12 protein-coding genes are annotated in these 13,004 nt (G+C 33.5%); 8 read left to right on the top strand and 4 right to left on the bottom strand.

Annotation, left to right across the window (positions count from 1 at the left end):
- The 4 genes from RRY75_RS09510 to RRY75_RS09495 all read left to right on the top strand — a co-directional run.
- On the top strand, positions 1-564 hold a 564-nt coding region (locus RRY75_RS09510; RefSeq protein WP_332716503.1), incomplete at its 5' end, for an ATP-binding cassette domain-containing protein.
- 80 nt (positions 565-644) lie between these two features.
- Complete coding sequence (locus RRY75_RS09505) at positions 645-1,598, top strand: carbohydrate kinase family protein (protein ID WP_332528076.1); 954 nt, start codon at positions 645-647, stop codon at positions 1,596-1,598.
- Between the two features lie 39 nt (positions 1,599-1,637).
- Positions 1,638-2,813, top strand: coding sequence for an AI-2E family transporter (locus RRY75_RS09500; protein WP_332528075.1), 1,176 nt, complete (start codon positions 1,638-1,640; stop codon positions 2,811-2,813).
- A 70-nt stretch (positions 2,814-2,883) separates the two neighbouring features.
- Positions 2,884-3,915, top strand: coding sequence for a PTS fructose transporter subunit IIC (locus RRY75_RS09495; protein ID WP_332528074.1), 1,032 nt, complete (start codon positions 2,884-2,886; stop codon positions 3,913-3,915).
- A 195-nt stretch (positions 3,916-4,110) separates the two neighbouring features.
- On the opposite strand, the gene RRY75_RS09490 is transcribed toward RRY75_RS09495, so the two are convergent.
- The 3 genes from RRY75_RS09490 to tnpA all read right to left on the bottom strand — a co-directional run bounded on the left by RRY75_RS09490 (position 4,111) and on the right by tnpA (position 5,638).
- Entirely contained in the window at positions 4,111-4,878 is a 768-nt protein-coding gene (locus RRY75_RS09490) for an IS66 family transposase (RefSeq protein WP_332493336.1), read from the bottom strand.
- An 81-nt stretch (positions 4,879-4,959) separates the two neighbouring features.
- Positions 4,960-5,310 (bottom strand): IS66 family insertion sequence element accessory protein TnpB, encoded by a 351-nt coding sequence (tnpB, locus tag RRY75_RS09485; RefSeq protein WP_332493335.1) that lies wholly within the window; start codon positions 5,308-5,310, stop codon positions 4,960-4,962.
- Entirely contained in the window at positions 5,303-5,638 is a 336-nt protein-coding gene (gene tnpA / locus RRY75_RS09480; protein WP_332493334.1) for an IS66 family insertion sequence element accessory protein TnpA, read from the bottom strand. The genes tnpB and tnpA overlap by 8 nt, the downstream gene beginning before the upstream one ends.
- Positions 5,639-5,880: 242 nt before the next feature.
- On the opposite strand from tnpA, the gene RRY75_RS09475 reads away from it, so the two are divergent.
- From RRY75_RS09475 to RRY75_RS09460, 4 genes are all read left to right on the top strand, one after another.
- Positions 5,881-7,527: an ABC transporter ATP-binding protein gene (locus tag RRY75_RS09475; protein ID WP_332493333.1), complete on the top strand. Its 1,647-nt coding sequence runs from the start codon at positions 5,881-5,883 to the stop codon at positions 7,525-7,527.
- Positions 7,521-9,143 carry an ABC transporter ATP-binding protein gene (locus RRY75_RS09470; RefSeq protein WP_332493332.1) on the top strand — a complete coding sequence of 541 codons (1,623 nt, stop codon included), beginning with the start codon at positions 7,521-7,523 and terminating at the stop codon, positions 9,141-9,143. Before RRY75_RS09475 ends, RRY75_RS09470 begins: the two co-directional genes overlap by 7 nt.
- Positions 9,144-9,307: 164 nt before the next feature.
- The gene (locus tag RRY75_RS09465; protein WP_332493331.1) at positions 9,308-11,206 is read left to right on the top strand and encodes a hypothetical protein; all 1,899 of its coding nucleotides are present in this window, start codon (positions 9,308-9,310) and stop codon (positions 11,204-11,206) included.
- The gene (locus RRY75_RS09460) at positions 11,203-11,898 is read left to right on the top strand and encodes a hypothetical protein (RefSeq protein WP_332493330.1); all 696 of its coding nucleotides are present in this window, start codon (positions 11,203-11,205) and stop codon (positions 11,896-11,898) included. Before RRY75_RS09465 ends, RRY75_RS09460 begins: the two co-directional genes overlap by 4 nt.
- 84 nt (positions 11,899-11,982) lie before the next feature.
- On the opposite strand, the gene RRY75_RS09455 is transcribed toward RRY75_RS09460, so the two are convergent.
- Positions 11,983-12,819 (bottom strand): ROK family protein, encoded by an 837-nt coding sequence (locus RRY75_RS09455; RefSeq protein WP_332493329.1) that lies wholly within the window; start codon positions 12,817-12,819, stop codon positions 11,983-11,985.
- Positions 12,820-13,004 lie beyond the last annotated feature (185 nt).

Genomic DNA, 13,004 nt, shown 5'->3' with positions numbered 1-13,004 from the left:
AATTTTGATATTGAATTTGAATCTGGGAAAGTAAGTGTTTTATTAGGTGCATCAGGAAGTGGTAAAACTACTCTAATACGTATACTTTTAGGATTTGAAAAATACGAAAAAGGGTATATTATAGGATTAGAAAAAGAAAAAATATCAGTAGTTTTTCAAGAGAATAGATTGATAAAATGGATGAGTGTCTATGAAAATATAGAATTAGTTTTGAAATCTTATTTAACTGTAGAAGAGCAAAGAGTAAAGATTAAAGAAGTGCTTGAACTTGTAGAGTTATGGGAATATAGAGGATGCCAGATTGATGAACTAAGTGGTGGTATGCAAAGGAGAATTGCATTAGCGCGTGCATTGGCCTATAAAAGTAAAGTGCTAATACTTGATGAACCTTTTAAAGGACAAGATTATGCTTTGAAAATAAGACTTATGAAAAAAATGAAAAAAATGTTACAAGACGAACCACGAACGACTCTATTTATTACCCATGATATGGAGGAGGCGCATTTTTTAGGAGAGGAACTTTATATATTGCGGGATAAACCTGTAAAATTTTACAAAATTTAAAAATTATAAAGATGCATGAAATATGTCTAAGAGTATGATAAAATAGCATAATCAATTACAACGAAAAGGAAGAGAAAATAATGACACAGCAGAAAGAACCTTATATACTTGTTTTTGGTATGTCTATTTGTGACATCTTTGGATTTACACACCAAAGTTATAGACCATACGATTCAAATCCGGGAGCCATTAAAATGTCCTATGGAGGAGTATGTCGTAATATTGCAGAAAATATGGCAAGAGTAGGTGTAAATACTAAGTTTATCTCTATTTTGGGAGATGATGAAAGAGGAAGAGGCCTACAAGAACATGCTAAAAAAATGCACTTTGATATGAGTGATTCGTTAATAGTAGAAGGGACTGCCACACCAACTTATATTGCAATATTAGACGAAAATGGTGAAATGGTATCGGCTGTAGTTGATATTAGTATTGCTAGTTTATTTACAGAAGAATTTGTAGACTCTAAAAGTGAACTTATAAAAAATGCTGAATATGTTATCTTGGATGCAGATAACCCGACAATTACGGAGTATATTGTAAAAAACTTCTCTATGTATACCAATGTTATTTTAGACCCTGTATCAGCGGCTAAGGCTTGTACAGTAAAACATTTATTGCCCTATATACATACAGTCAAACCTAATCGTTATGAGGCTGAAGTATTGTGTGGTTTTGAATTGAATAATGAAGATGCAGTTAGAGAGGCTGGAAGATTTTTTAGAAATTTAGGCGTCCAAAAAGTATTTATTAGCTTGGACTGTGAAGGTATTTATTATCATGATGGTATAGAAGAAGGAACTGTAAAGGCGTGTGAGGCTCAAGTTGTCAATGTAACGGGTGCTGGAGATGCCTTTGTTGCAGGGATTGGATATAGTTATATGAATAAGAGTCATATAAAAGAAACTGTTAAATTTGCTAATACCATGTCTCTTCTTACTATTGCGCATGAAGAAACTATCAATCCAGCTATTTGTGAGGTTGAAGTTAGAAGTGAAATGAATTCTAGAGAGTGGATTGAAAAAATATATTAAGACTAGAGTGTGTTGAACTTTAGGTTGGAAAGGGACTGTATGATAGAAAGACTTAAAGCTTATAAAAGGTACTTCCCGTTAGGAATTGTAGCAGTTGTTATAGGTATTGTATTGATGGTGGCCTACAAAGTGATTAGCAATAGTACTGATGTAGTGGGAGTGAGTTGGAGATATATTGGGGGATTTATAGATATTATTTCTCCTGTCATTTATGCTTTTGCTAGTGCATATTTACTATACTATCCGGTGCAATTTATAGAGAAATGGATAACTTATGGAGCGGATTTTGGCATGCCCAAACGCAATCAAGAAAAAAGTAAGGGGTGGATAAGGCTTATAAGTGTTGCGACTGTATTTTTGATGGTGATTGCAATTATAGGGATGCTTATTAACTTTATTTTACCACCTCTTTTTGAAAATATTAATATCTTGTTTAATTCTATACCTAAGTTTGAAGCACAATTTAATATGTGGATGAAAGAAATAGGTAATGTATTGAACTCATTAAATTTGGAAGAAGTAAATGCAGCTATACCGGGAGATGTATTTAACTATGTTAAAGATTTCTTGATAAGTAGTGGACAATGGGTCATAGGCGGAATAGGAGGATTTATTTCTTCTTTTAGTTCCTTTGTTATAGATTTTGTAGTAACTGTTATTGTGACATTTTATTTTCTTAAAGATAAAGAAAAACTTTTTGCAGGTGTAAGTAAGATTGGAACTATAGTATGTACATTAAAGGTAAAAACTGGGATAATTAGCTTTGTAAAAACATTGGATGAAGTAGTAGGAAAATATTTGTTAGGGACGATACTAGATTCTGTTATTGTGGGTGTCGTGTCTGTAGTGTTAATGTTACTTATTAAACATCCTTTTGCAATTCTTATTGGTGTAGCAGCAGGGCTTACAAATGTTATTCCTTATGTAGGTCCTATAGTGGGATCAGGGCTTGCATTTGTATTAGGTGCTTTTACAAGTGTTGGAATGGGGTTAACAGGGGCTGGATTGCTGTTATTATATCAACAAGTGGATGGAAATATCATACAACCTAAAATTGTTGGAGACCAAGTAGGACTTCTGCCTGTGTGGATTATGATTTCTGTACTCATAGGAGGAAGCTACTTTGGCGGAGTAGGTATGATTGCATCCGTTCCAATTGCGGCACTGATTAAGGTTTATTTAGACAAGATCTACAATCAAAAGATAAATCGCTAGAAAAAGGTTGTCCTTACAGGACAGTCTTTTTTTGCGCGTTTACATATAAGACATTAAATGGAGGACATCAATGAAAAAACAATCATTAGGACAACAGATTTATGAGCATTTGATGAATGGGATTAATCATATGCTACCCTTTGTAATAGGGGGGGGATTGCTGATGGCGTTAGCATTCTTATTTGATGATTATAGTGTTAATCCAGCTAACTTTGGATCCAATACGCCTTTTGCAGCAATGCTTAAGCAAATTGGAGATTTAGCTTTCGGGTTTATGCTGCCAATGTTGGCGGGATATATAGCAGTTAGTGTTGCAGGGCAAAGTGGGCTAGTGACAGGATTCATAGGAGGGATGATGGCACAACAAAGTGGGGCTGGATTCTTAGGGGCTCTCTTGGCTGGATTTATTGGCGGATATGTTATTGTTTTGCTTTCAAAAATACTGAAATTTATACCGAAATCATTTGAAGGCTTAAAAGTAATGTTGCTTTATCCATTGTTAGGGTTATTTGTAGTAGGGGTGATTATGATGTTTGTAGTTAATCCACCTGTAGCAGCGTTAAATGGTGCGATTACCAATACGCTAACGAGTATGGGGGATTCAAGTAAAGTAGTTTTAGGACTTGTAGTGGCAGCTATGATGGCTGTTGACATGGGTGGCCCCCTTAATAAAAGTGCGTATATGTTTGCTGTAGTATGTTTAGATGCGGGAAATGCATCTGTAATGGCAGCAACTATTGTTGGTGGAATGGTGCCAGCAACAAGTATTGCATTAGCAACTACTCTTTTTAAAAATAAGTTTACTGCAAAAGAGAGAGAAGCGGGTCTTACTAATTATATATTAGGGATGTCCTTTATAACAGAAGGTGCCATTTCTTTTGCGGCATCGGACCCTTTGCGTGTATTACCATCGGTAACGTTGGGATCGGCGGTAGCAGGTGGATTGGCAATGATGTTTAATTGTGCATCACGTGCACCTCATGGTGGAATTTTTGTATTACCTGTTATTGAAAATCCGATGGGATTTGTAATTGCATATATAGGTGGTGTGCTAGTAGCTGCAGTTATGATGGGATTACTTAAAAAGCCTGCTCAGGAATAAAAGTATAAATAAATTACATAGAATAAATATAAATCAATAAGGGGCTATTTTAAATAACCTCTTATTTTTATGTACTAAAATATAGTTATGTAAAATAATTAAATTAAAGTGATATTCAAAAAAATGAAGTATTCGTATTGTAAGCGTCAACTCAGGAGCGCCTATAAAAAATACACCTCTGTTAGTATAATAGTACTAGCTTTGTGGCGTATTGATTTTTTTACACGTTTCAGGAATACTTGCCGACCATGGCAGTATATCAGATATTTGTAAATCTTTGTTTAGCTGAATCTGTTTAAAGACGTGCTCTAAATAATGCATAGGCTTAAGTTCATTGGCTATAGCAGTCTGAATGATGCTGTAGATAATAGAAGATGAAGTGGCTCCATTCTGTGTGTTTGAAAACAACCAGTTTTTACGTCCAATAACAAACATTTTTATGGACTGTTCCGCTAAGTTATTGCTGAGCTGAATACGTCCATCTTTTAAGAAGTTACTTAAATACACTTTTTGATTTTGAGCATAGGTAATAGCCTTGCCAAGTAAGCTTTGTGGCAAAGTTTTAGGACTAATCTTATCTATCCAAGTATAAAATTCATCTAGTGTCTTTTTGGACTCTGTTTTTCTAAGCTCAAGTCTTTGAGAATCAGTATATTTTAGCTGATCTGCTTGTGCTTCTATGGCAAAAAGCTTTTGAATATAGGATTCGCCTTCTTTAGCGGTTGCATTACTCTGATTCACTTGCCATGCTTCATTAAATAGATCCGCAAAAAGGTCGTCAATAGCAATCTGATCCTCTGAACATTTTTCAGAAGAAGCACCAAACTGCTTTTGACGACGTAATTTTAACTGTTCTAAGTACCAACCATTAAGCTTTTCTAATGATGCAATCTGTACATCTTTTGCTTTTAATTGAGATTTTAAAGTTTCTATTTCTTGTTGTTGTGTCGCTAATTGATTCACTTTAAAACCTCCTTATAATTTGTATTTGATAGTATAATGATATCATAAAATGCGTAATCTTAACAGATAATTATACTCAAATTAAGGTGTTTTCCATACTTCTTGTCGTTTTATCTTTTGCTTAACACCTGGTGCTTTTATCAAGTTTTGAAAATCATCTAAGGTGATACTCATAGTTAACTCATCATCGGAAACTTCTGGCCAGATGATACTCCCTTTTTCTAAACGTTTAAAATGTATCCAAAAACCATTGTCTTCCCAGACTAAAAGTTTAATACGATTATGCTGCCTATTGCAAAAGCCAAAAATAATCTTCTCAGATGGGTCAAGTTCAAAGTTATGCTGTACGATTTCACAAAGCCCATTAATACTTTTTCTCATAGCTGTATTGCCACATGCTAAAAATACCTTATAATCTTTATAATTAAACATTTCTAGGCGACACCTCCAGCGCTTGTGCAAGAAGTGTCATTGCCATCTTTTCAGGTACATGAATCTTACATGAACCAATTTCCATGAGAATAGTATTTTCAATAGGTTTAAGTTCATCGACAGCTGTTAACCCTATAGTATTGTTAGGGGCAAGAGGCACAAACTTAATTTCTGTGGAAGTACTTTTATATTCACTCATCCATTTACAAAACGTAGAGGCTGCAATACCTTGTTCTTTACACCAACTTACTTGAGATTGACCACTTGCAACGAACTGGCGCACTAGATTCAATCGCTCTTGTTTAGTTGTATTTCTTCTGTTCCTCATATACTACCTCCAATGTTTTGAAAATAGTATAATAAAATATATCAGTTAAAACGAGGCGTTCTTGAGTTGACGCTTACTTCGCATTTATATGTTTACTAAATGTAATATATAGCAATTACCCATTTTATATAGATAAATAATGAAACAATGTTGCAATGTATATATTGACAATAAAACAATGTTGCCTTAAAATAGTTTTATAATTCATTCAAGTTGGAAAGTTAAAGGGAGGGGATGAAAAAATGAAGGAACTCTTAATGAAGAGAAAAGAGCAATTTGCGATATATATCCTAGCATGCTTCTTGCCTGTTGTTGATAGTATGATTCGTATGGGACTTTTTTCTTTGATGTTTGGTGGAATAGAAAAGAGAGATAGGGAGTATTTTAAAATACTTATAATTATTGCTATTTTAGCTGCGATATTAACAGGGGGATTACATATTGCCAGTAGATTAATGCGTATAGGCTTTATGAAAAATATATTACTAGAGGTAAGAAAACAAGCATTTAACAAGATTATTCATATTTCATATAAGGATTTTAGTAAGCAGTCTAAAGAAGTATATATGTCTCATTTGATTAATGATATTAATACGTTTGAAAACAACTTTTTCTTAAATTTATTAAATGTAATCTATATGGGGGGATTATATTTAGTTTGTCTTATCATCCTTTATTTTATGGATTATAAGCTGGCGATTGCCATGACCTTGATATCCATAGCGTTATTTGGAATATCAACATTATTTTCTAAAAAGACTGAAGCGTTACAAGAAGAAGTTTCTAAGCAAAATGAACAGCTTACAGTAGAGGTAGCAAATACATTTAATGGTCTTGAAATTCTTAAGCTAAACAATATAGAAGATAAATTCCTAAATAAAAGCTTAGATGCAATTAATCGTGTAGAGAAACGTAAGGTAGCATTTAATGTTTTTAGTGAGCAACAAAGAAGTTTAATGATGTTTTCCAGTTATATTGTACTTTTTGGTGTAGTAATCTATGTAGCAGCAACTATGAATTCAAGTAATTTTACGCAAGCAATGTTTTCTGTACAGCTTTGTAGTAACTTAATATTTCCATTAGTAGAAATCCTACCTCGTATGAATGTGATTAAATCTTCTAAGCGTATTTATGAGAAAATCACAGTACAAGAAGTAGGTCAAATTGAAGGAGATGAAACAAAGATACCTTTCAACTTTGATAAAAATATAGAGGTTAAAGGATTAAATTTTGCATATGGAGAACAAACGCTTTTAAAGCAGGCACACTTTAAGATAGAAAAGGGTAAAAAGTATTTAATTAAAGGAGTAAGTGGTGCAGGGAAGTCAACATTGATGAAACTTTTATCAATGATTTATGAAGATTATGAAGGGCAAATTCTTGTGGATGGAGAGGATTATAAGAATATTAAAGAAAAAGACTTTAATGATCAGGTGGCATTTATATATCAAGATGTGTTTTTATTTGAAGATACGATTAGAAATAATATTAGTTTGTATAAAGATTTAGATGATGTAATGGTAAAAATGGCCTGTGAAAAGGCTGGGTTAATGGATTTGATAGAAGAGAAAGAGGAAGGTCTAGAGAGTATATTATCGGAGAATGGTAAAAACCTCTCTGGTGGCCAGCGACAACGTATTTCTATAGCTAGAGCAATTGCAAAACAAGCTAAAATTTTATTTGTAGATGAAGGTACATCAGCATTAAATGAGGAGATAGGTAAGAAAATCGAGCAAGAATTACTAAATTTAGACTGTACAGTTGTTGCAATTAGTCACCGTTACTATGAAGGGATTACTGAGCAATATGATTATGTGTTAGAACTAAAAAATGGGTGTGTAGAAACATATGATGCAACAGCTTACTTTGGGGAGGTGGTTGTATGTTGAAAAGATTATTAGGAGTAACACCATACTTTATCCTTGCTGCATGCTGTGCAGGTATGTTAGCTTTTGCAGATGCTTATAGTTTTGTTAAAATGATGGATTTAATGGATATTGCTTTAAGTGGGGATATGACTCATTTTAAAAGTGCTTCAATTGCTCTAATTGCTATGGCGATTATATTAGTACCTTTATGTATTTTGGTAGCTATAACGCGAGCGCTCTATAAGCGAAAAGCTAACTTAAGCATTAAGAGATACTATGTAAAAGGTGTTTTTAATAAGAATATTAGTGAATTTCAAAAAGAGAATAATGCAAAATATGTATCTTGCTTAACAAATGACTTTAACTTGTTGGAAGTAAATTTAATTGATAGCTTATATGAAATAGGTGCATGTATCGGAAACTTTGCAGCTGGTATGTGGATGATGACGGTTGTTTCACCTTGGGTTATTTTATTAGCTTTTGTGGTAATGAGCGTGATGATTCTATTTTCTATGGTTACCTCTAAGCCAGTAGCAAAACATATGAGTGAAAGAAGTAACTTATTTGAGGGGTATACGGGCTATACCAAAGAAATGTTATCAGCTTTTCATATTATTAAGAGCAATAATTTGACACAACGTGTTCAGGAGAAATTCGATGACAAGAGTGAACAAGTTCAGCAAAAGGGCTATATAGTAGATAAATTTTTATCATATATTCAAGCAACAGAAAATATTATTATCAACTTAATGATGTATATGATGCTTGCAGCAAGTGGATATATGGTTATAGAGGGGCTTATTACAGTTGGAGGTGCATTCTTAGTCGTACAAAGTATGCAGAAGATCATGTGGCCTGTAATGAATCTATCAGAGCAACTTCCTAAGCTATTTACAGTTAAGGAACTCATTCATAAGATTGAAATAACGCTTAAAAATGAAGATACCTATGAAGAAACACAAGATATGCCAAGCTTTAAAGAAGCTATTACCTTGAAAAATATTAGCTTTGGATATGAAGAAAGTGATTTAATCTTACGAAATGTAGATTTAGAACTGAAAAAGGGAGGTAAGTATTTAATCATAGGACCAAGTGGTGGAGGAAAATCTACACTACTTAAACTTCTTAGAAAATACTTTAATCCAACAAAAGGAGAAATTTTAATAGATGGGAAGAATCTACGAGATATTAAGAAGCAAGATTTCTTTGCTCAAGTTGCGAATGTAGAGCAGCAAGTCTTCATATTTGAAGACACATTAAGAAATAATATTACACTTTATAAAGATTATACAACCGAAGAAATAAAAGAGGCGATAGTAAAATCGGGATTAAGTGACTTTGTAGAAGCACTGCCTAATGGATTAGATACTATGATTTATGATAATGGAAAAAACATATCTGGAGGTGAGCGTAGCAGAGTAGTTATTGCTAGGGGACTTTTAGCACAAGCGAGTATTATCTTTTTAGACGAAGCATTTGCAGCCTTAGACATGGAAAGGGCAAAGGAAATCGAAAAGAGTATATTGGCTTTAGAGGATGTGACAGTAATCAATGTAAGTCATGTATTATTTAAAGATACAAGTAGTCAATATGATAAGATCCTAAAAGTAAATCATCAATGCATAGAATATATATAAAGACATAAAGAGAAGTGCTAGCTGAGGAGAGCACTTCTCTTTTCTTAATTTATTCTAAGGATTCTTAAAGAAATCTTAAGAAATTTGTATGTCTTTTAATAAGAAATAGCTCGTATAATGATTAAGATGAAAAGATTTAAAATTTTAGAGAGAGGGTGAGTGTAATGTCTAAGCTAACTTGGATTCAACATAAATTTGAAAAGCACTATAAAAAGCAAGCATTAAAGAAAGAACAACAGTTTTATCAAAATATGCTAAGAGGCAATGATTATAGGGGAACAGATGTTATCTTTAATCAGAGCACATTAGGTTGGTTGATTGTTCTGGTAACGGTTTTCTTACAAATTATTTCTTTAGCAACCACCTATGAAGGAAGTAAAGTATATTTTGGAGGGGTTAATCTACCTTTCGCATTAAGTGCACCACTTCTTTTTGCGTTAGCTATTCAGTTAGTTGTATTTTGTATGAGTCATACCATTAGAAAACATTTTAAAATATGGCTAGTCCTTATTTTATGTATGGCTACACTGTGTTCAACCTATTTCTCATATATAGGTATTTACAATCACATCAACTCACCTGTAGATTACTTACAGGAACGATATAAGCAGATTTACGGTAGTATGACAGAAGAGTACCAACTGATCAGAGACAAATCTGAAAATGGTATGAAGAGCTATGTGTTTGATATTTTTAGTGAAGTAGATAAAACCTATAGTGCTTTGACAAAACAAGTAGCAGAAGATGAAGCCTTAAGTAAAAAGTTAGATGGCATTAAGGTAGAGAGTGGCAAGATTAATGCACAGACTAATGCACTTAGAAAGCCCAATATCAATAATTATGGTGATAATTTAGAGCAATATTATGCAGATATGGCTAAATACAATGCAGCTGTAGGAACAATGATTACAGATACAACTAAGCAAGATGCAACACTTAAGAGTGAATTGTATGAGCAAGAAGTACAAGCTATCTTAGGGGGACAGACAAAAGATGCTTTTGTTGAATCTAGTATAGAAACGAAGACAACACAAGAGCAAATTAGTAAGCTTGTAGCATCTATGTATAAGCTTATTGGTATGGAAGCTGGGGAAGCCACCATAGAAGAACAGATTGCAGCGATACAAGACTATGTTTTAGAGTTCATACTAACAGGGAATGGAGATAGAGATATTTTTTCCACAGTTTTGACGAATTTCTATACACAGGTGGTGAGTCTTAAGGGGCAAAATACCTTAATGAACTTTAAACAGGACCTGAACCATTATCTTATTCTAGCGGATAAAGAAGAATCGATTATGAAACCTTTAGAGGCAGTTATGACTGAAGGGGTAGCAGAAGAAGATGCTATGCAACTATATACTGCAATGCAGACAGAGATTAAAAATGCAGCGTATATATTAAATCAAACTAAAGATTTAGAAAATCCTATCGACTTAACATCATCAAGCTATGTCATGCATAATCTATACGTTCTTCCTATTAAAAATTTAGTAGAAGCTGGTGGACAAAAGGCAATGGCTTGGTTCTGCCTTGCGTTTGCAGTCCTTATTGATGGATTAACTTTACTTTTTGCTTTGATGCAAGGTAGAGAGAAAACACCGCTGTTTGCAAAGTGTAATAAAGATATAGTAGGTAAATCTAAAGAAGCGATAGAAGAACTTTTAATTGCGACTTTAATGGCTGGGGATACAAAGAGCAAAGAAGGAGAGCGTCTTCAAAATATGCTTGTACAACTCGAGCAGTTTGTTGGTAAGTTTGAGCTTATTCCCGAAGGGCTAGAAAGTGGTTATTCTATGTGGTGTGACCTTAGTAAATTAGAAAAATATAATGGGTTTGTAGCTATTTTATGTCAGTTTAATCTAGCAAGCATTTTAACACAAGAAGAGATGTATAAACATAAAGGGCTAGAAAATTTAACAGAGGAACAATATGTCTTAATTAAGACTAAGTTCGTTATATGGGCTAATCAAAAAATGTCTGATCTAGCACTTAAGTTAGAGTATATTCAAGGAGTACACGATTTAGAAGCAGATTATGAATTGGAGGGAGAGCGTGTATGATAATACTTATAGAATTTTTAGTTCTTTGTGTAGGGCTAACAGTATTTATGATGCAACATACGATAAGACAACGTATCAGTCTGGTGGGAAGTAAAGTGGTATATTGGTGTGCGATGCTGTTTGTCAGCTTGATGTTTAATAGTATTTTGTATCATGTATATCCTACTAATTATACACTAGGTAGTTATATGAATATATCCACCCTCTTTTTGGCTGTGGGTATTATATGTGGCTATATTATTGTTCAGTTACTCTCGCCTTCAAGACCTTATAAGAAGGTAATGAATAAAGTTTATAAAAATAAGCAGAAAAAAACTTTAGCAAAAGCGTTAGAAGAAAGTGAAATGCCTGAAGAAAATTCAGTGACTATGCAGGATACACCTGAACGAAATACTTATCTTAAGGAACTTCATTTTGAAACCTTTTTAGAGACTATTTGTTGGTTGGCTATTATGTTTACAATAGCCTTAGAATTGTTTAATATGCTACTTGGTCAAGTATTTGGGATAGAAGTAATGGCTAACCAGCTAAAAGACACAGTATGTCTTATGATGATGCTTACCATACCGATTATCCTAAGACAAATTATGTACTATCTGTACGATGTAAGAGGAATTAAAGAAGAGCAAGACTTAAGTGAGTTAGAGATGAGTTTTTATCATAGACTTAAGAAAAATCATAACCGTTTATAAAACTATTTAAATAAAATATAAAAGGTCTGGAGTATGAAGGTTGCCTCCTGTCATATTCTAGACCTTTTGTAATATCAAAAGTAATTATAGTTCTATACCAGACTCTACATAGGACATGGCACCAAGTGCTACAATGCGCTTAATATCCTTAGGTGTTGTAATTGTACAGCCTTTGTACATGTCCGCTAACGTATATTGGCGAGCGGTAATCTTAGCATTTTCCATATATCCCTTATAAGTCGAGGTACTGCCACCAACAACTATCGTGTCTGGGTTGAACAGATGGATAACGTTGGTCAGTGTAAGACCAAAGTAATGACCAGCTTGAGCAATGAGACTTAAGGCATGTGGATCATCTTGCTCTAATCTATTAAGGAGCGTAGTGACATCACAGCCTGCAATTTTTAAGATACCCATACCACCAGCTACATCATCAATTGGCGTTGGTCCATTTTGGGTATTAAGGATGCAATAACCTAATTCGCCTGCAAATCCGTGTGCTCCAGTTAACATTTTACCGTTAGAATAAACGCCAAGAGCTATACCTGAACCTGCCATAATAACTGCTAAAGTATGACTTTCAGGATGATTTGTTATTTCGCATACAGTAGCAGCTTTTACATCATTGATAAAACGTAAAGGAAAGCGCCCTTCACTAAAGTAGTCGGTAGTTACGCCATTTAGCCCGTGCATATCGGAGAACTCTACCATATTATCACCTCTTATAAGTCCGGGAATGGCCATTCCAATTCCATCAGGGACATAAGGAAGTTCTTGTAGGAAATCTTCAAGGGTATGTTTAATATGTTCTATAGTGCAGTCTAGACCGGTAGGTGCTTTTTTTTCTATGTACTGGCCATTCACTATTGCACAAAAATACATTTTAGTAGAACCAATATCTACTCCGATATAATGTTTCATGGTACATCTCCTTAATTTATGAAATAAGTTTATAAACTTATTATAAAGTAAATTTTGGATTAATAAATAGATTATGTTATGATTTGCTTGTGAAATTTAAAAATAATAAAATATATTTTTTAAAAGTTAGAAAATAACAATAAAATGGATTGAAAAAATATTAATTATGATATAGTATTTAGAAA

The organism is Niameybacter sp. (genome assembly GCF_036655075.1).
GTDB lineage: Bacteria > Bacillota > Clostridia > Lachnospirales > Cellulosilyticaceae > Holtiella.
This window is presented reverse-complemented; position numbering and strand designations above follow the sequence as displayed.